General features: G+C 48.8%; 21 protein-coding genes. 6 read left to right on the top strand and 15 right to left on the bottom strand.

Annotation, left to right across the window (positions count from 1 at the left end):
• Positions 1 to 13 precede the first annotated feature (13 nt).
• Positions 14 to 2,440, bottom strand: coding sequence for a CoA-disulfide reductase (locus ACKTT9_RS16610; protein WP_407872418.1), 2,427 nt, complete (start codon positions 2,438 to 2,440; stop codon positions 14 to 16).
• 177 nt (positions 2,441 to 2,617) lie between these two features.
• On the opposite strand from ACKTT9_RS16610, the gene ACKTT9_RS16605 reads away from it, so the two are divergent.
• The 3 genes from ACKTT9_RS16605 (at position 2,618) to ACKTT9_RS16595 (ending at position 4,677) form a co-directional block, all read left to right on the top strand.
• Positions 2,618 to 3,397 (top strand): threonine/serine exporter family protein, encoded by a 780-nt coding sequence (locus tag ACKTT9_RS16605; protein ID WP_407872417.1) that lies wholly within the window; start codon positions 2,618 to 2,620, stop codon positions 3,395 to 3,397.
• A 2-nt stretch (positions 3,398 to 3,399) separates the two neighbouring features.
• The gene (locus tag ACKTT9_RS16600) at positions 3,400 to 3,825 is read left to right on the top strand and encodes a threonine/serine exporter family protein (RefSeq protein ID WP_407873053.1); all 426 of its coding nucleotides are present in this window, start codon (positions 3,400 to 3,402) and stop codon (positions 3,823 to 3,825) included.
• A gap of 153 nt (positions 3,826 to 3,978) precedes the next feature.
• Positions 3,979 to 4,677 (top strand): class I SAM-dependent methyltransferase, encoded by a 699-nt coding sequence (locus ACKTT9_RS16595; protein ID WP_407872416.1) that lies wholly within the window; start codon positions 3,979 to 3,981, stop codon positions 4,675 to 4,677.
• A gap of 2 nt (positions 4,678 to 4,679) precedes the next feature.
• Here the strand turns inward: ACKTT9_RS16595 and ACKTT9_RS16590 are convergent, their stop codons facing one another.
• The 11 genes from ACKTT9_RS16590 to hrpB all read right to left on the bottom strand — a co-directional run bounded on the left by ACKTT9_RS16590 (position 4,680) and on the right by hrpB (position 15,784).
• Positions 4,680 to 5,147: a hypothetical protein gene (locus ACKTT9_RS16590; RefSeq protein ID WP_407872415.1), complete on the bottom strand. Its 468-nt coding sequence runs from the start codon at positions 5,145 to 5,147 to the stop codon at positions 4,680 to 4,682.
• Between the two features lie 44 nt (positions 5,148 to 5,191).
• Positions 5,192 to 5,524, bottom strand: a complete 333-nt coding sequence (locus ACKTT9_RS16585; RefSeq protein WP_315949732.1) for an ASCH domain-containing protein — start codon at positions 5,522 to 5,524, stop codon at positions 5,192 to 5,194.
• A gap of 72 nt (positions 5,525 to 5,596) precedes the next feature.
• Complete coding sequence (locus ACKTT9_RS16580; RefSeq protein ID WP_181646487.1) at positions 5,597 to 5,752, bottom strand: hypothetical protein; 156 nt, start codon at positions 5,750 to 5,752, stop codon at positions 5,597 to 5,599.
• Between the two features lie 106 nt (positions 5,753 to 5,858).
• Positions 5,859 to 6,860, bottom strand: coding sequence for an aldose 1-epimerase (locus ACKTT9_RS16575; RefSeq protein WP_407872414.1), 1,002 nt, complete (start codon positions 6,858 to 6,860; stop codon positions 5,859 to 5,861).
• A gap of 202 nt (positions 6,861 to 7,062) precedes the next feature.
• Positions 7,063 to 8,550, bottom strand: coding sequence for an L-arabinose isomerase (araA, locus tag ACKTT9_RS16570; RefSeq protein ID WP_407872413.1), 1,488 nt, complete (start codon positions 8,548 to 8,550; stop codon positions 7,063 to 7,065).
• 42 nt (positions 8,551 to 8,592) lie between these two features.
• Complete coding sequence (locus ACKTT9_RS16565) at positions 8,593 to 10,272, bottom strand: ribulokinase (protein WP_407872412.1); 1,680 nt, start codon at positions 10,270 to 10,272, stop codon at positions 8,593 to 8,595.
• A 79-nt stretch (positions 10,273 to 10,351) separates the two neighbouring features.
• Positions 10,352 to 11,449 carry a GntR family transcriptional regulator gene (locus ACKTT9_RS16560; protein WP_407872411.1) on the bottom strand — a complete coding sequence of 366 codons (1,098 nt, stop codon included), beginning with the start codon at positions 11,447 to 11,449 and terminating at the stop codon, positions 10,352 to 10,354.
• A 128-nt stretch (positions 11,450 to 11,577) separates the two neighbouring features.
• Entirely contained in the window at positions 11,578 to 12,222 is a 645-nt protein-coding gene (locus ACKTT9_RS16555) for a class I SAM-dependent methyltransferase (RefSeq protein WP_407872410.1), read from the bottom strand.
• 35 nt (positions 12,223 to 12,257) lie between these two features.
• Positions 12,258 to 12,521: a hypothetical protein gene (locus ACKTT9_RS16550; RefSeq protein WP_157326592.1), complete on the bottom strand. Its 264-nt coding sequence runs from the start codon at positions 12,519 to 12,521 to the stop codon at positions 12,258 to 12,260.
• A complete protein-coding gene (locus ACKTT9_RS16545; RefSeq protein ID WP_407872409.1) occupies positions 12,514 to 13,248 on the bottom strand; it encodes a hypothetical protein in 735 nt (244 codons plus the stop codon). Before ACKTT9_RS16545 ends, ACKTT9_RS16550 begins: the two co-directional genes overlap by 8 nt.
• 43 nt (positions 13,249 to 13,291) lie before the next feature.
• The gene (hrpB, locus tag ACKTT9_RS16540; protein ID WP_407872408.1) at positions 13,292 to 15,784 is read right to left on the bottom strand and encodes an ATP-dependent helicase HrpB; all 2,493 of its coding nucleotides are present in this window, start codon (positions 15,782 to 15,784) and stop codon (positions 13,292 to 13,294) included.
• A 195-nt stretch (positions 15,785 to 15,979) separates the two neighbouring features.
• Between hrpB and ACKTT9_RS16535 the strand changes: the two genes are divergently transcribed.
• On the top strand, positions 15,980 to 16,234 hold the full coding sequence (locus ACKTT9_RS16535) for a YpbS family protein (RefSeq protein ID WP_127456441.1): 255 nt from the start codon (positions 15,980 to 15,982) through the stop codon (positions 16,232 to 16,234).
• Between the two features lie 13 nt (positions 16,235 to 16,247).
• Positions 16,248 to 16,412, top strand: a complete 165-nt coding sequence (locus tag ACKTT9_RS16530) for a hypothetical protein (protein WP_157326596.1) — start codon at positions 16,248 to 16,250, stop codon at positions 16,410 to 16,412.
• Positions 16,413 to 16,841: 429 nt separating this feature from the next.
• Here ACKTT9_RS16530 and ACKTT9_RS16525 read toward each other — a convergent pair whose 3' ends face one another.
• Genes ACKTT9_RS16525 through ACKTT9_RS16515 form a run of 3 tightly spaced genes read right to left on the bottom strand, consistent with a single transcriptional unit; the run spans position 16,842 to position 18,092 of the window.
• Positions 16,842 to 17,480, bottom strand: coding sequence for an NUDIX hydrolase (locus tag ACKTT9_RS16525; RefSeq protein WP_407872407.1), 639 nt, complete (start codon positions 17,478 to 17,480; stop codon positions 16,842 to 16,844).
• 37 nt (positions 17,481 to 17,517) lie between these two features.
• The gene (locus tag ACKTT9_RS16520; RefSeq protein WP_407872406.1) at positions 17,518 to 17,772 is read right to left on the bottom strand and encodes a DUF2164 domain-containing protein; all 255 of its coding nucleotides are present in this window, start codon (positions 17,770 to 17,772) and stop codon (positions 17,518 to 17,520) included.
• A gap of 11 nt (positions 17,773 to 17,783) precedes the next feature.
• Positions 17,784 to 18,092 (bottom strand): Dabb family protein, encoded by a 309-nt coding sequence (locus tag ACKTT9_RS16515; RefSeq protein ID WP_127456444.1) that lies wholly within the window; start codon positions 18,090 to 18,092, stop codon positions 17,784 to 17,786.
• A 200-nt stretch (positions 18,093 to 18,292) separates the two neighbouring features.
• Here ACKTT9_RS16515 and ACKTT9_RS16510 point away from each other — a divergent pair, with 200 nt between their 5' ends.
• Positions 18,293 to 18,469 (top strand): hypothetical protein, encoded by a 177-nt coding sequence (locus ACKTT9_RS16510; RefSeq protein ID WP_407872405.1) that lies wholly within the window; start codon positions 18,293 to 18,295, stop codon positions 18,467 to 18,469.
• The last annotated feature ends 89 nt before the right edge of the window (positions 18,470 to 18,558 follow it).

The following is an 18,558-nucleotide window of genomic DNA, read 5'->3' as shown; positions in this document are numbered from 1 at the left end:
CTACACTCTCTCCTTAAATAAAGAGATTTAGTCCGGCATCCTCCGCATCCCCCAGATAACTGGCAACTCCAGCGTAGTCAATGCCATCCATTAGCTCTTCGCGTTTAATTCCCATTATATCCATACTCATCGTACATGCAATTAATTTTACTCCGGCTTGAATAGCTCCTTGCATAAGTGATTCCAACGATTCAACATTTTTCCGCTTCATAACATGGCGAATCATCTTGGCTCCCATGCCGCCCATATTCATTTTGGACATCGGCAGTTTACGCGTCCCTTTCGGCATCATCATACTAAACATTGTTTCTAACCCGTCCTTCCGGACAGGAGGCGCATCATCCTTACGCAATACATTAAGCCCCCAGAAGGTGAAAAACATCGTTACTTTCTTGCCCATCGCCGCGGCTCCCGATGCAATAATGAAAGCAGCAATCGTTTTATCCAAATCACCACTGAAAACAACCATGGTTGTCCCATTGGCACTTACCTCTGCAGCCTTTGACAAATGATCCTCATCTTCAGATTGACCTTTGCTGAGGACAGCTTTCACGATTCCCGTGGAAGTATCCAAAGATTGCAGCGTATTCCCTGTTTTCTCGGACCATTTCTGGATATCCGCCGCAAATCCGAAATCTGTCGCATGCACCTCAATTTGCTCTCCGTCGTTCAAACCTTTCATGGTTTCATACACCCTCATGATCGGACCCGGGCATTGCAAGCCGCAAGCATCAATCAGAATTGGCGCTTGACTCGTTATAGAAACTTTTGGCGCCTGAATTGGAGGCAGCGATGCTTCCTTCATCGAACTATAGGTTTTATAACCGCCATCTACATTTCTAACTCGGTAACCATGCTGCTTCAGGATTCTGGCTGCCAGATATCCCCGTAAACCGACCTGACAGGAGACAGCAACCTCTGAGCCAACCGGAATATCGTGCAAATGCTCTCGAATATCATTCAGAGGTATACAAACGGAACCAGGAATATAACCGAGCTCCCGTTCAATTTCATCTCTCACATCGATGAGGAGCCCGCCTTGCTCCACATAACGATCTACCTCATGCCACTGCATCGTTTCAACCAAGCCATCCATCATATTTGCTGCTACATATCCAGCCATGTTGACAGGATCTTTGGCCGATGAGTAAGGCGGTGCGTACGACAGTTCAATGTCAGCCAGTTCATCCGCCCTCAAACCACCTCTCATAGCTGTTGCAATCACATCGATACGTTTATCCACTCCGCTCGCTCCAACGGCTTGAGCGCCAAGTATGCGCCCGCTATCTTTGTCAAACAGAAGCTTCATCGACATCGAAGCCGCGCCCGGATAATAACCGGCGTGCGAATTCGGATGAATATGAATGACTTCATAAGGCACGCCTAAGCGGCGAAGCGTCTTCTCGTTGTTTCCGGTAACGGCAGCCGTCAGATCAAACACCTTTACGATTGCGGTACCGAAGGCACCTTGATAAGAAGCTTGAAGGCCGTTAATGTGATCCGCAACGAGGCGGCCTTGTCGGTTAGCGCCCCAAGCCAGCGGAACGACCGTCTCAAAGCCTTGAACCCTGTCTTTCACCTCTGCCGCATCCCCGATCGCATAAATCGATGGATCATTCGTCTGCATATGTGCGTTGACTTGTATCGAACCTTTGACACCAAGCATGAGACCTGCCTCCGCAGCCAATTGACTTTCGGGTCTCACCCCGACAGATAAGATCATCATATCCGTGGTTAAAACTTTACCTGACTGAAGTTTCAACGTTCTTCCGTTATCCATCAATTCCTGTACATTATCATTGAAAATCAGCTTAACTCCTTTTAACAACAAATGACGTTCGATGAGCTTAGCCATCTCGATATCCAGAGGGCCAAGCACCTGTGGGTTGCGTTCAATAACGGTCACTTCCAAACCGCGGTGACGGAGATTCTCCGCCATCTCAATGCCGATGAATCCTCCGCCAAGAATTGTGGCATGCTTTGGATTACTTGAGTCTACATAGGTTTTGATTCGGTCTGTATCCGGGATATTGCGAAGTGTAAACACATGATTAGCCTCTGCCAAACCTGAAATATCAGGTACGATTGGCTTTGCTCCAGGTGACATAATCAAAATATCATAAGCCTGATCTTGAACTACGCCTGTCCCTACATGTCGGGTAGTCACTCTTTTGGCATGCCGGTCAATTGCCGTCACCTCGGTTTGGGTTCTTACGTCAATGCCAAAGCGGTTTTTCATAGCCTGAGGTGTTTGAATGAGAAGCTTATCGCGGTTCGTGATCGTTTCACCGATATAATAAGGCAATCCACAATTTGCAAAAGAAATATGCTCTCCCCGTTCATACATAATGATTTCATCATTCTCATTTAGTCTCCGTAAACGCGCGGCCGCAGATGCTCCTCCTGCTACACCGCCGATAATAACAATCGTTCTACTCATGATGTTCACTCCTGTTGATTCATATTTTATATACCCCTATGGGTATAAATAATACCCCATGGGGTATATAAATGTCCAGATCTATTTACGGGCTGCTCCCCATACGTTAGGCTTGTCTTAGGAATTACTGCCAAAATGTATTATACTTTGGTCAAATACAAAAACAGGAGACAAGCAATGACGGAACCTCTCCCACCAACCAATTATGAAATTGCGCAAGTTTGTTTGTTAGCCGGTAAAATTATGCTCGAAAACGGCGGCGAAACCTATCGCGTCGAAGATACGATGACGCACGTTGCTGAAGGCTTCGGCGTCCCTAATTCACACAGCTTCGTCACACCGACCGGCATTATATTTTCCATCGATGGGCCTGAGCAGACGACAAGACTGATTCGGATTTCGGCCCGATCCACCGACCTGCATAAAGTGACCGTCGTGAATGCCATCTCCAGACGCATCAGCAAAGGAGATTTATCACCCCAAGAAGCCTACCGCCTGCTTTCAGAGATCGATGCGGCCAATACCAGCTTCCCGACATGGGTTAAAATACTGGCAGCCGCGGTTGCGAGCGGTTGTTTCTTAATCATGTTCAAAGGAATGTGGCATGATTTCTTACCGGCATTTCTTACAGGAGGAGCAGGTTTAACCTTCCTCGGTTATTTTAATCGCATCGTTCGGATTAAGTTTTTTGCTGAATTTCTGGCCTCATTATTCATAGGAGCGTTAGCATTTTTATTCGTGCACATTGGCTTTGGCCATGATTTGGATACGATCATTATCGGTTCTGTCATGCCGCTAGTTCCAGGGCTTCTCATTACGAACGCCGTGCGGGATTTAATGGCCGGACATTTTGTGTCAGGTGTTTCCAAAGGGGCTGAAGCATTTCTCACGGCTTTTGCCATCGGAGCAGGCATCGCCTTTGTATTATCCTTTTACAATGGGGAGGGGATGGTGTGAATATGCTTGGGCAGCTCGTCACCAGCTTTGTCTCCACAGCAGCGTTTGCCATCTTGTTCAATGTGCCGCGAAGCACGATCATACAATGTGGATTCATTGGAATGGTTGGTTGGATGATGTACGTTTCGACACAATTGATTCCATTAGATCCAATTCTGTCAACGCTGATGGCCTCTTTTCTCGTGACCGTCATCAGCCAATTTTTCGCAAGAATATATAAAACTCCGGTCATTGTGTTCAGTGTCGCGGGAATTATCCCCCTAGTGCCAGGCGGTTTAGCTTATGACGCGATGAAAAACGCCGTGCTTAATCATTACGATCTTGCCGTGCAGTTGGCCGCCAAAGCCTTTATGCTTTCAGGTGCAATCGCGATCGGACTAGTCTTCTCCGAAGTGTTGAATCAGCTTTTTCGCCGCCGGGTAAAATAGCCATTTCCTGACCTATCTTAATAGGTCGTGTCACTTTCATAGGTTCAACCTATAAACATGATCGGATTTATGTCTTAGATTTTTCCTTCTTTTCCCTATAAAATAGTCCCAAGAAGCAAGTCTCGCCAAACAACGATATGGAGATGATTTCCTATGACGGACAAAAACAATAACCAACTGATAACGAAATTCGATGAAATCGCTGAGAAGTATGATAGTCAACGAAGGAAGCTCATTCCTTGTTTTGATGATTTTTATGGGACGGCCACTTCGCTGGTTCAGCCGCAAACAGCTGCGCCGCGCATTCTGGATCTTGGCGCTGGAACGGGCCTGCTCTCCTCGTATATCCTGGGCCAATATCCGGCTGCGAAGCTGACGTTAATTGATCTTTCCCAAGGGATGCTAGACATTGCGAAGCTGCGCTTCGGTGAGATGAACGCAAATTTGACGATTCTAGCAGGAGATTATACCGCTTTCGAATCGGATGAACCCTTTGATTGTGTGGTATCGGCTTTGTCTATTCATCATCTGGAGGATCAAGCCAAACAGAACTTATATGCGCGGATTTTTAAGCTGTTAAAACCAGGGGGCATTTTCGTAAATGCAGATCAAATTCTAGGAAGCACGCCTTTTCTTGATCAGTTGTACCGCGCGGATTGGGAGGCGAAAATAGAGGCCACTGACTTAACCCGCGAAGCGCTTCAAGCTGCCTATGAAAGAACCAAACTGGATAAAATGGCGCCTCTCGACCAGCAGCTTGCCTGGCTGAAAGCCAGTGGTTTCGCAGATGTTGATTGTGTCTACAAATATTATAATTTTGTCGTCATGTTTGCTCAGAAGCCGGAAGCTTAAGGTTACCAAAATGAAGGTTTCGCCACCATGAACCACATCATTGACAACGTAATGATCACATACCAAATTAACGCGCTGCGCAGTTGGTTCACCAATACGTTCCGGTCCTCGTGCGGCGCACGGAGCTTTCTCAGCAGCGGTGAAAATGCACGAGCAATGAAATATAAGGAAGCTACCATAATAAGCACCGTGAAAACGATCCATGATGTTTTCCACGTCCATTCGGTCAGCCAAGTAAGCAAAATTCCGGTCGCTACCAACACATGTCCAGCATGTTTCGTCAGTCGAACCGTAATCCGGAAAGGCTCCAAAAACTCAGGAAGGAGTTCAAACGAGGCGGTTCTTATTTTAGCCAATAACGGGAATAACACAAAATAAGGGCCAATGCTGAGTACAACACTGAAAATATGAATATATAAAAGCAAGATGTACCAGGACAACTTCATCATCCATTCTGTAGAAAAATTCAATAAAACAGTGTAGATCCTACGATCCACACTGTTTTTTTCATCACTTATTCGGCTTTTTGAAATTCGTGTACCCATACTTTCATTTGCGGCAGCCATGGCATGCCGGGATGAATGGATAAGATACTGTCACGGTATTCGTCAATCGTTGCATGTCCTTCGGCGATGGCATCTTCCACTGTCAGATCACCAAGCGCTTGCTGGTAGACTTTCGTTACAGTAAAAGAATTGCCCTGCAGCTCCATCGTTTCACCGATGTCTGCATAACGCCCATTGCGTCTGCAAGCTGTCTTTTGACCGGCTAGCACTTTGCCAACTTCAGCTTCTTTGGTCACAAGGCGGTCAATGGTGCAAGTTTTTGGCGGTAATGTTTCGTTCATTCATGTTTCCCTCCTTTTTCCAGTACTCATTATAACGAATGAGATCCGATTTGTCGAACGACACCGGATTCCCTACTCTCTGAGCGCTTCCTTCAGTTTCGTAGACATGCTGTCCATCGAACCTGCTGTTGGCCGCTTAACACCGCGAAGCTTGGCTATTTCCTGCTTCAGCTTCTCGTTCTCCAGCTTCAAACGTTCGTTTTCTGCGAGTAATTGTTCTTTGTCCATGCGGTTCACCTGAGCTTTCGATAAAAATGCCCCCTCCCCGCCTGCAGAGCATCACGGTGGATTCTCTCCATGCGTCAAAAGGGGGCTGACTTATTGCCTTATTTCTTTATTTCTTGATCTCAATCGTGTAAAGGCGAGCAGACTCGCTCCACACTTCGCCTGGCTCCAAACTCACCAGACCGATTTGATCAGCCGGCATATCGACATTAGGAGCATTAACCAAATTCATTTGCGGCTCCGGACAGAAAAAGCCTTCCGTAGCGCCATTGTTCCAGATCATCCATTGTTTATAGGATGTGCCCACATCATACACCAGTTTGACGCCTTCGCGTGCGTCTGTCAATTCCATGTAATTTCGTCCATTTTGCGGAGCCGTCGTGTAATGATTGTCCATCGACTCGAAGAATGGCGACAAGCCTCCGACTTTCATCTTCGCTTCTTCGCTTGAAAACGGTTGATACTCGCCAGTTGGCAGCATTCTCTCGCTCATCTCCCAGCGGTTGCCGATGGTCATTTTGAAGGTGTAATCCGCTGCTTGCGAATTCGGTGCAAAAGGCGCATTAATTGTTGTATGGTAGGCAATCAGGCAAGGCATCGCTTCTTGACCTTCATTATGGACCGAAATATGCTGCTGCAAACCGAATTGATTCAGCACATAAGTCAAGCGAAGCGTGAAATCAAACGGTAAATAGGTATATACGGAATGCCCTTCTCTTACTTTAAGCGCCAGAGTAACGCTGCTCTCGCTTTCATTTGCGCCAAATCTTTCTACTTCCCAAGGGATATCATGGACAAAACCGTGCAGATGATTGCCCGTTTTCGGCTCATTAACCGGAAATTGAAAAACTTTGCCTTTCCATGGGAACTTCCCGTCTTCGTAACGGTTTGGCGGAAATAAGACAGGAATACCGTGTATAATTGGACGTGCTTTAAACGCTTCCATTTCATCCAGGGACGGCTCACGCAAAAAACGGTATTCCTTCTCATTGTCTCTAAAAGCAATCAGGTTCGCGCCGATTTCCGGCAATACCGCTGCTTCATAACGGCCCGCTTGCAGCCAAACCGCTTTCTCTCCTTGGAATATACCTTCGTAGGCTTTCGTTGTCATCTGTGTTATCCTCCTATTGCGATGCCCATAATTTGGACAGGCTCATATGAATTTACTTTAAAGCATGAGAAACAAGGAAGTCAATGGATGAAAATTGCGCCGATATCGACAAAAGTGACTTCTTTTCGATGGAAAAAGAAAACCGTCTTCCCACTAGGGAAGAACGGTCCTCGGTCTTACGTTCATTTGACAGCTTGCGATCCTAGCGCTTCCAAGCCGCCTCGCCCCAACGTAGTTCGTTACGGAACTGCAGCGTAGATGTATTTTTATTAATAATGACAACTTCAATGCCAGCCAGTTCCGCCCAATCTACCAATTGCTCCGTGCTTACCTCGTAAGAGAAAACCGTGTGATGCGCTCCGCCCGCATAGATCCAAGCTTCTGCGGAATCACGCAGAGACGGCTGCGGTTTCCATAGAACGCGCGCCACTGGCAGCTTAGGCATCGCTTTCATTGGTTGCACGGCATCCACTTCGTTAATTAACAACCGGAAACGGTTGCCCATATCGATGATTGATGCATTCAGCGCAGGACCGGAAGCTCCGTCGAAAACAAGACGCGCTGGATCCGCTTTCCCGCCGATACCAAGCGGATGAACTTCGATGGTTGGACGTGTCGCTGCGATCGTCGGACAAATTTCCAACATATGTGCGCCAAGCACAAGCTCCGCTCCCGGCTCCATATGATAGGTGTAATCTTCCATAAAGGAAGTCCCTTTATTACCTGCGATAATCTTCATGACACGCGTGAGCGCTGCAGTTTTCCAGTCGCCTTCGCCGCCGAAGCCATAACCTTGCCCCATCAAACGTTGCACAGCAAGGCCAGGCAGCTGCTTCAGACCATGAAGATCCTCAAACGACGTCGTAAACGCCCCGAATCCGCCTTCTTCCAAGAAGCTTTTCATCCCAAGTTCAATACGCGCTTGCTCACGAATCGCCTCACGTATCGGTCCTGCTGAGCGCCCCTCAGGTGTTATATCATAAACTTCATTGTATTCATCCATTAATTGATCCACTTCCGATTCGGAAATGTCCCTTACGCGCTGAACAAGGTCGCCTACGCCATAACCATTAATCGACCAGCCGAATTTAATCTGCGCTTCAACTTTATCCCCTTCAGTTACAGCCACTTCACGCATGTTATCGCCAAAACGAGCTACTTTCAAGCTGCGTCCTTCGACAAAAGCTGTCGCTGTACGCATCCATCCCGCGATTCGGGAGAGGACGGCCGGATCTTCCCAGTAACCAACAACCACTTTACGGGAAATCCCCATGCGTGCACCAATAAAACCATACTCGCGATCGCCATGCGCGGCTTGATTGAGGTTCATGAAATCCATATCAATCGTTTCCCACGGGATATCACGATTAAATTGGGTATGTAAGTGTAAGAGCGGCTTGCGGTACTCGGCAAGGCCGGCAATCCACATTTTCGCCGGAGAAAAGGTGTGCATCCAGGTAATGATACCTGCACAGTTGTCGTCCGCATTGGCATCCAAACATAATCTGCGAATCGCATCTGGCGTCGTCAATACTTGTTTGAACACAAGCTTGCTAGGAATTGAAGGATCACGGTCAATCCCTTCCGTAATCTGTTTCGAATGATCTTCTACTTGAAGCAATGTCTCAGGTCCGTACAGGTGTTGACTTCCGGTTACAAACCAAAATACTTTTTCTGTCGAAGCTTTCATGGCAATTTGCCTCCTTGGATAATGGGAATGGATGAATGTGAATTAGTGCCGGGCTTCCTCACGGATTGCACGAAGACGTTTCATGACATCGTTCTCTCCGCGGCCGAAATAATCGTGCAGCTTGCTGTACTCTTGGTAAAGCTTCTCGTAAACAGCGACATTTTCTGGGATCGGTTTAAACGTATCTTTGCGTACACGCGCCATTTTTTGCGCGGCATCTACGATACTATCGTAACCTCCGTTAGCTGCACCTGCGGCTACAGCCCCGAACATGGCGGCTCCTAGTGCCGGCGTTTGTTTGGAATCCGCGACTTTAATCTCGCGATTCGTTACATCCGCATAAATCTGCATCAGCAAGCGATTTTTTTGCGGAAGTCCGCCACATGCGTACAATTCCTGTACCTCAACGCCATTATTGTGAAAAGCATCAACAATTTTACGAGTTCCAAAAGCGGTTGCTTCCAGCAGCGATCGATAAACCTCTTCCGGCTTTGACAAAAGCGAATAGCCCAGAATAAGGCCATTAAGCTCCGTATCAACCAGCACGGATCGATTGCCATTCCACCAATCCAACGCAAGCAAACCTGTTTCACCTGGTTTGTAAGCGGATGCATAGCGCTCCAGCCATTCATGCACATTCGTTCCTTCTTGCTCTGCCGCAGCTTGCACATAAGCAGGCACTCCCTGTTCCACGTACCAAGCAAAAATATCCCCAACAGCTGATTGCCCAGCTTCGTAACCTAAATACCCCGGGATGATGCCGTCTTCAACAACACCGCACATACCCTCAACTTCCCGCTCCTCTGTCCCAAGCAGCATATGGCAAATCGAAGTTCCCATCGCCATCACCAATTTGCCCGGTGTTACAACACCGACACCTGGTACAGCCGCGTGGGCATCTACATTCCCTACAGCAATAGCGATGCCTGGCTGTAAGCCCATTAATTTGGCCATCGATTCCGTTAATTCGCCGGCTTTGGTGCCAAGCGCCACAACCTCGCCTCGAAGCTTAGTCTCAGTGACATTTTCCAGCCGCGGGTCCAACGCTTTGAAGAACTCATTGCTCGGAAAGCCCTTCTTCTTATGCCAGATTGCTTTGTAGCCAGCCGTACAGCTGTTACGCACAATATCAGAAGCGCCTGTCATTTGTGAAACAACCCAGTCCGTCGCCTCCAGGAAGCGATCCGTTTGCTCATAAATGTCAGGAGCTTCATTCAATATTTGCCATACCTTCGCGATCATCCACTCGGATGAAATTTTACCGCCGTACCGAGGCAGGAAATCTTCGCCTCTGCGCTCAGCGATTTCGTTAATCAGGTTCGCCTCGTCTTGAGCGGCATGATGTTTCCACAGTTTCACCCAGCTGTGCGGCTGATTCGCCAGCTCCGGATTGAAGCAAAGCGGCTGGCCTTGCGCATCGACCGGAAGCATCGTGCAGGCTGTAAAGTCGATACCAAGACCGATGATGTCGGCTGGGTCAACGCCGGAAGCTTGCACAACAGCAGGTACTGAGCGCGTAAGCACATCCAGATAATCTTGCGGATGCTGAAGCGCCCAGTCATATTCAAGTTTAATGCCGGAATTCGGCAGTTTCTCGTCAATCACATTGTGCGGATAAGGGGTTACATGATCTGCAACCTCTGTGCCGTCACTCAAATCAACCAGAACGGCGCGTCCGGATTCCGTTCCATAGTCGACGCCAATTGCATACTTCTTAGACATAGAGAACCTCCTTCGATTTTCCAATCCCTATGTCCAGTATAGCACTTGTACGTACAAGTTGGCTAGATGAAATTTTTCCTCAGAAAAGGCGGATCGTAGACTCCCTAACCACGAGTTCAGGCTTATAGGTTTTGCCTGTCTCTCTTCCCGTTACTCGCTTATTCTCAATCATATCAATTAAAAGCTCAGCAGCATCTGTGCCTAACTCGGTTTTGGGATGCGAAAGTGTCGTTAATTTCACTTCCGTCGCCATCGCCAAAGAAGAGTCGTCAAAACCGACTAACGAGACATCTTGAGGTACTTGAAGCCCTAAGGTACGTACAGCTTCAAGCAAGTGGACAGCCAGCTCATCGTTATAGCAGACGAAAGCCGTTGGACGCTCGTCCTCATGGCCTAGCAGCGAAAGCGCATGCTCATAAGGCTTCTGCCTTTTTTCCTCCGTTGTGTAGTGGATGACAAGCTCCGGCAATAAAGGAACCTGGTAATGGTGATGAGCGCGAATAAATCCTTTCAGGCGATTGACCCCTTGCAAGTCATCTGTCTTAAAAAATCCGGCAATCTTGCGGTGCCCGAGCTCGATCAGATGCTGCGCCGCCTTGAAGCCGCCCTCTTCATCGTCGACAACCAGAGACGGGCAGTTCATCTCCGGATAACGTTCATTGATCATCAAATACGGAATATGTTGATAGTCGAGCGAGAGATAGTAATTGAGATTCGGGTTGCCTTCCGCGCTTTTCGTAGGTTCTATAATCAGCCCGCTTAGGGGCTGGCTTAACATCATTGCCAAACTTTCCTTTTCCTTGTCCTTATCGTTGTCTGTTGACGACAAGACAAGTCTGTAGCCTCTTGCACGTAAAGCTGACTCCGCCCCTCTCACGATATGAGGAAAAATATAATCGGATATATACGTGGTTAGAATGCCGATCGTCTGTACATCACGGCTTTTTTGCGTTTGGGGCGTTGAGACGAAAGTACCTTTTCCCTGCATCCGATACAACCAGCCCTCTTGCTCCAGTTCGCCAAATGTCTGGCGCACCGTTTGACGGCTCATCTGAAATTGCTCGGCAATTTCGTTCTCGGACGGCATCTGATCGTTCGGTTTCAATCTCCCCGTATGAAGCCAAGTTAATATTTCCTGTTTCAACTGCAAGTATTTCGGCATTTGCTTTTCTTTCATGTTTCGCTTTCACCTCAGGCGTTTGATTCTGAACGTATTATAACACTCGCTTAACTTGTATGTACATATTGAGGGGCTTACTATTAACCCTGCAAAGCTTAGGGAATATAAAACAAAAACCCGTGAGGTCACGGGTTTACTTGTCTGCGCTTCGCGATGATCGACTGGTAATTGGGCTGCATATCCGGCATCTGCAGCACATTGAAACGCTCGAGATCGAACACCTCGCTCACTTTCTTCTGAATGTGCTCATCCTCATAAAAAGCAAAAAACCTTTGCGGTCGATACGAATCGTTCTCCCAAATCCCTTCGCTTTCGTACCCGCCATAGAGGCCCAAATAGAAGAAACCGTCAGGCTTCAGCACGCGCTCAACGTTCCTGAGCACTTGCAGAAGGTTATCTTTCGGTACATGCAGCAGCGTGTTCATTGACCAAACCGCATCAAACGAAGCTGGCTGCAAATCCAAAGCGAAGAAATCCATGGCATAAGCTTCGAGCCCTTTTTCACGGCAAATGGCGACCATCTCTTCAGACAAGTCGATGCATACCACTTCGCACCCGTGTTCCCGCAAGTAGTTAGCTTGATGACCCGGTCCGCTCCCTAGATCCAGCACACGCTTGCTGTTGCCGCCAGCCTTATCCAATCTGGCTAGAAAATCATTCAGCTCATCTATCTTCCACGACTGCATCGTCTCGCCGTTTCGCTGTCTAGCCTGTTGGTCATAACTCGCCTTCAGCACCTGTTTGACCCCAGCATCATTCGATGAATCCAAGCTGTCATCCCCCTTTACGCCTGTGCACAATCCAACTATTTCTCTAAAACTTGAAGTCCCGCGTTCACAAGCAAATCAAACCACTCGTCTTCTTCCAAAAGCTCTTCAACCGCTTCAATGTCCTCTTCTTTACCGGATTCACTCAAAAAGTTCAACGCATAACTCCAATCGTCTTTGCCACGCAAGCTTTGCAGCGTAATTTCATAAGGATGCTCGTGACCTTCTACGCTAAACTGCACATGACCAAGGTACCCCTCCGCTTTGCTGTATTCCATATTAGCTTTTAAAATGTTAAACATCTTCATCTTCCTTTTCTTTAAAATGTTCCTGCTGTTGTGCCAACCACGACCAGATGGACGCAATCGTCGTTTGCAGATTCGTTGCATCCTGCCATATGTAGGGATTGTGATCTCTAAAATAATCCGCATGCCCGCCAATCATTGGCAAAGTTTCCCTGTGAATGGGCGCATGCTTCAATCGATGCCAGCGAAATACGCCAAAACGAGACTTGATCCAGCCTCCCCAAGTGCCCAGCCGCGGAATCGGATCTACTTTTTGATCCATGGGATTGACCCCATGGATACATAGTACTCGATTCTTCAATTCAGGAGAAATCGCACATTTCGGCGATCCGATTTGGATCACGCCAAGAACGGGGAAGCCCGCCTTCATCAAAGCTCCTGCCGCTTGAATTGAAGCAACGGCACCCGCACTGTGCCCGATAAAAAGCAAAGTTTGACCAGTGTTCCACTGGTCGGTGACTAACTTGGCCAGGCTTTTGCCACCATATCTCGAAGGCTTCCGGTGGGCATTATTCCACATATCACTTGTTATTTCACGAAGCTGCTTTTGCCGCTGCCGACTCCAATCTCCATACGGAAAATGAATCACAACGCGGGCACGTTTACCCGCCTCTTCAAAGCGAGCGGCCAGCGCTGCGCCAAAGCGGTCCAAAAAATCCGGCGCCGTAGCAAAGCCGGCCGTTATATAGATGACGATTTCCTCCGATTCGGAGTGAACGGTCATAGATCATTCAGTTCCCTTCACAGCACCCTTCGTGCCAAATAAGTCAAACGCGCGGTTTCGCTCGATTCGTCGGCATTGCGGCCATGGGATCGTCCGGCCAATAATGCTTGGGATAGCGGCCTTTGAGATCTTTTTTGACCTCGAAATAAGCCTCACGCCAAAAGCTCGCCAAATCCTTCGTCACCTGAACGGGACGCTGTGCCGGCGATAATAAATGCAGGGTAAGCGGCACCCGCCCTTTGGCAATTCGCGGGGTGTCCGACAACCCGAACATCTCTTGCAGACGCACAGATAATGTCGGCGATTCTGTCACGCTGTAATCAACTGGAATACGCGAACCGCTTGGCACTTGAATGTGCGTTGGCGCCCACTCATCCAACCAACGCCGCTGCTCCCATGTTAGCATTTCCTCTAATATATTTGTCAAGTTAAGCCGCCCAAGGGCACCTTTACTTGTCATCCCGAAGAGATTCGGTGCTAACCAATCTTCCAATCCTTCGAGCAGCGCGCCTTCACGCATATCGGGCCATTCGCCTGCATGATGATGATGCAGAAAAACAACTCGCTCCTGCAGCTGGCGCGCACTGCGACTCCAGGGCAGCAGCTCCAGCGACTCAGCCCGAATGCCGGCAATCAAAGCTTGCACGAGCAGCTCTGGATCAGGCTCCTGCAAGGGCTTCTCTTTCAGTATAATTGCGCCTAACCGTAGGCGCTGTCTGGCTCTGACTGCGCCAGCCGCAGCATCCCAAAGCACTTCCTGTTCCTCCAGGAGGCGATCGCCAAAAGCTTGCAGCAGATCTTCCTCCTGTACAGGGGCAGCCAGAAAAATTCGGCTTTCCGTACCGTTGTCATCCAGCTCGGCCGCGACAAGATAACGTGCGTTCGAGAGCTCCTGCAGCTCAGGCAGTACGGCTCCGCGCCCACTGCTGAGCAAGAACCGCCCTGCCGATCGCCGCTGTGCGACACGATCGGGGTAAGCGAAGGCGAGCAGCAAGCCGCTCGCCGATGCCCGCTGCTCGCTCGGCCGCAAGCCGAGCGACTGCATCAACCCTTTGGCCTCCGCCGTAATTCGGCGGCATAGGCCAAAGTCAACGTCTGCGCGCTGCTCGCCCTGCGCAGCGCGCCAAAGCACTTCGATGCGGGTGCGTACATCCGCATCACGACCCCGAGCGCTTGACAGGATGTCGCGCTCGCTCAGCATAACCGCGAGCTCGCACGCCAGTGCGCCGTGCTCAAGCGGTATAGCTTGCAGCACCATGTGCGCAAGCCGCGGATGCAGGCCTAACGCCGCCACACGCTTCCCGTGCGGTGTTAGGCCGCCGTCCTCGTGCAGCGCGCCGAGCTGCACGAGCAGTTCCCGCGCCTGCTGATAAGCAGCAGCAGGCGGCATGTCCAGCCAGACCAGCTCCGCTGGGTCTGTCACGCCCCAGGCGGCCAGCTCGAGCGCAAGCGGCGCTAGATCCGCTTCGCGGATCTCTGGCGTGGAGCTTGGCGCCAGCTGCCGCTGCTCGGTCTCGGTCCACAGGCGGTAACACACGCCTGGACCGAGACGGCCGGCCCGGCCTCTGCGCTGATCGGCAGAGGCTGCGGACACAGGCACCGTCGTCAGGCGAGTCATGCCGGTGCGCGGTGAGAAACGCGGCACCCGCATGAGGCCGCTGTCGATTACAACCGTGACGCCTTCGACGGTCAAAGAGGTCTCGGCGATCGAGGTCGCGAGCACGACCTTGCGGTGCCCTGGCAGCAGACAGGGCGCCAAGGCGCGATCCTGCGCTTCCTGCGCCAGATTCCCGTAGAGAGGTGCGATTTCCACCTCTTTTCCAAGCTGCAGCGCCGTCAGGCTGCCCGCCACTCGGTGGATTTCCGCTGCGCCCGGAAGAAAAACGAGCAAGCTGCCTTCGTTTGTTTGTAAAGCTTGGCGAATGCTTTTGACCACCGTGGTTTCTAGTTTTTCCTCTTGTTTCGCAGTCAAGTAATGCGTGGCCACGGGAAAAGCGCGCCCTTCACTTTGAATAATCGGAGCCTGATCCAGCATGACAGCTACAGGCTCAGCTTCAATTGTCGCAGACATGATGAGAATTCGCAGATCTTCCCTTAGAAGGGTTTGCGATTGCCGGCTGAGTGCCAAGCCCAAATCTGCATGAAGGCTTCGCTCATGGAACTCATCAAAAATAACAATCCCCACCCCCTCCAGGGCAGGGTCCGTTTGAAGCATACGGGTAAGGACTCCCTCCGTGATGACTTCAATCCGTGTGTTGGGTCCGACACAGGTATCATTTTTTACGCGATATCCCACGGTCTGTCCAACGGCCTCGCCCAGAAGTCGCGACATATAACGCGCCGCAGCGCGTGCTGCCAATCTCCTAGGCTCCAGCATTAAGATCTTCTGGTTATGCAGCCATGTTTCTTGCAGAAGAGCAAGCGGCACTTGCGTTGTTTTCCCCGCACCCGGTTGAGCGACCAGCACAGCGCACGCATGGGTTCGCAATGCTTCTTTCAATTGCGGGAGAACCGACTCAATCGGTAATGTATTCATTTCTTTCACTCCGAGCTGTCAATAAGTCTTATCATCGATTGATCTGTACGCTTTAATAGGTTTTCAGGTCCTCCACTCCGAAATATCCGGATATTTGTCGATTATTATTCGGAATTCCGCTTGTAAAAACTGTTCCTGACCCACTCAATCGTGTATACTGAAGGAATATCTGGTCACGAAAAGGAGTACTTGAAGATGAATGTACACGAAGCGATAACCAAACATTCGAATGCACAGCATCTGCACCTCGTGCGTTTTGCAGAACTGGACGCGCAGCGCGAGAGTGCGATTGATGCAGCAGTTGAACTATGCAAAAGCGGACAGCCGTTTACCGTTGATGCGATCAATGCGGTTACGGCTCAAATCATCGCCCACGCCAAAGAAGGTATTTCTCCTCTACGTTCTTATGTAACCGAGGACATGGTACGCGATTACGTAAACAAAGGGTAGGAGATAAAATTCAATGGGAATTCTAACATTTGTAGCCATGCTAGTGATAGGATCGGCCTTTAGCGCCGGTTTCTTGCTTTTGTTTAAACGTAAAATTGCGCTTGGAATCGTGTGCTTCGGACTCTCCATCGCAGGTTATATCGTTTACTCCTACATAGCGACTAAATACTTCGTCTAACATGCTTTGGAGAACCGGTCGGCTTAGCCGACCGGTTCTTTTTCAACTTAAGCCAAGCTTACCCTTAAATTTAGCTGTGTTCAGCACTCGCTCCTGCAAATTCGCTGCTTTCGCTTGAGCGGTTCCACCCTGGCAGAGGGAGGGGAACTACAGGGCGCTATTTCATCGAAACAGGCTCATTTTCGCGCGGAGAGGAACTGTGGGCCTCTATTTGTCCGTTTTCTTCAAGAAAACAGGATTTGGCGGTCAAATAAAGCCCTGTAGTTCCGCTTAAACGCGGAAACGGGTGAATTTGCTAGAATAACGGCCTGTAGTTCCTCAAAGGGGGGATCGTTCACTAGTATGAGGGTTACCCTCCGCCAAGTGTCGCAGTAACGCTGAATTTTTAGCGGCAATGGGTGTTCTCCACCGGTGCTACTTCATTCTTTTTCACACAAACAAGTCATGTTTCCTTAGCGTTTGAAAAACCAGATCATAATAAGCCGCTGGATGCGGGACCAAATCATGCAGAGACACGAGCAAACTCGTTTCTTCCAGTTGTCCGTTTCCTCCTGTTCGATAGCCCTCTGCTTTCAACTCTCCGATTTCTCCATGCACCAAACGCTCTAACCCCACTGCACTCACTTTAAATAAACCCGTTACCTCATCTGGTTGTAAAACATATTTGTCCAGAGATTGATCGCAGCGGTAAATAAAAACATGGCAAAACTCACGATCGATAAGATGATCAGACATCAGATCTTCTTCTGCAAAAAGTCCACATGGTACCAGCTCATTGAAGTCCACGCTCAATCCCAGCTCTTCCTTCATCTCGCGCGCGCCATCTTGAACGGTTTCCCCCGCTGCCAGATGTCCAGCACAGGAGATGTCGAGCAGATTCGGAAATAAATCCTTGTCCGGGTGTCTTAACTGAAGCAAAAGAGCAGGTTCTTCGTTTTCCAGACTTACAATCCAGCATTGAAAAGTAGCATGCCATAAACCTTTCGCATGAACCTCAGAGCGTGGTGCTTGTCCAAGCCTATTCATTTTCTCATCATAAATATCAAACATTTCTTCGGACTTATTCAACGTGCTCTGTTCCTCCTCAGACCAACCTGACAACTAGCTATCTGCGTGTTTTTTTGGAGATTTTCATCGCGTACAGATCGTCTTCCAAGACACTCATTCTGTCCATTAACGTTTTGCTGGCATCTTCAATTGCCTGATTATAAATAGGTGCCGCCAATTGTTGGATCATATAGTCTAACAGTTGTTCCGTCGCTAAATTGCCCATCGTAACACCATAGTCATTTTCCATATGCTCTTGCAAGTCACTGATCAGTGTATCTTTCTCTTCCTTCGGTAGTTTTAACGGTTTCATCTTGAAGCTCCTTATTCGTATACAGTTAAATCAATTTCTTGAAAACGGCTGACTTCATTTACCCAACGCTCTGCAACATATTTCGTATGTACGGGATGAACATTATACGCGTCGTAAGCCGCTTGATCCGCAAAAACCATGGAAAATCCGAAATCATAATCCGTCTTGGCACTCACCTGACGAAATACTTCAAATTGCTCGACCCCAGGTATGGCCGCAAGTTCTTGCGCGCTTCCTCTGAGAAACTGCTCAGCTTCAGGAGTGTCCTTGCCAACTTGCAAATTAAAAACAACCATATGTTTAATACGCTTTGAATTCATCGTCTCATGTCTCCTTTTTTATCCAACTTCACTTATTATAGCGGAATTTGCCGGTGTGAACTACACAACCTCAAGATCAGCTTTCATGCACAGCTCTAAAGAGATTTTTCGCACCCCTTCCTTAATATGGAGAATAAAATAGTCCCCAAGTGTACACGTTAAGGCTGAACGTTAATCTGATGCAGAAAGGATTGAAAACGATGGAAAACAAAAAACATACCGGCAACTACAAAGGAACAACGAATATGAATGCAAAAAATCAGGACATGGAGTTCGTGAATGACACGTTAGAAAATGCTCCTAGTATTACCCCTGTCAATTTAGCTAAAGACGATATTAGCGAAAATGATGAGGGCCATCAATTGAATCAGAAGTAATTTAGGCAGCGTAAATGTAGGGCAGATTGCTTTCCGAAACTTAATCGGTCAGCTCTCTGCTCTATTTTTGCTTGCCCGAACTTGGCATC

Source organism: Paenibacillus sp. P36, from assembly GCF_045866505.1.
Lineage (GTDB): Bacteria > Bacillota > Bacilli > Paenibacillales > NBRC-103111 > Paenibacillus_E > Paenibacillus_E chondroitinus.
This window is presented reverse-complemented; position numbering and strand designations above follow the sequence as displayed.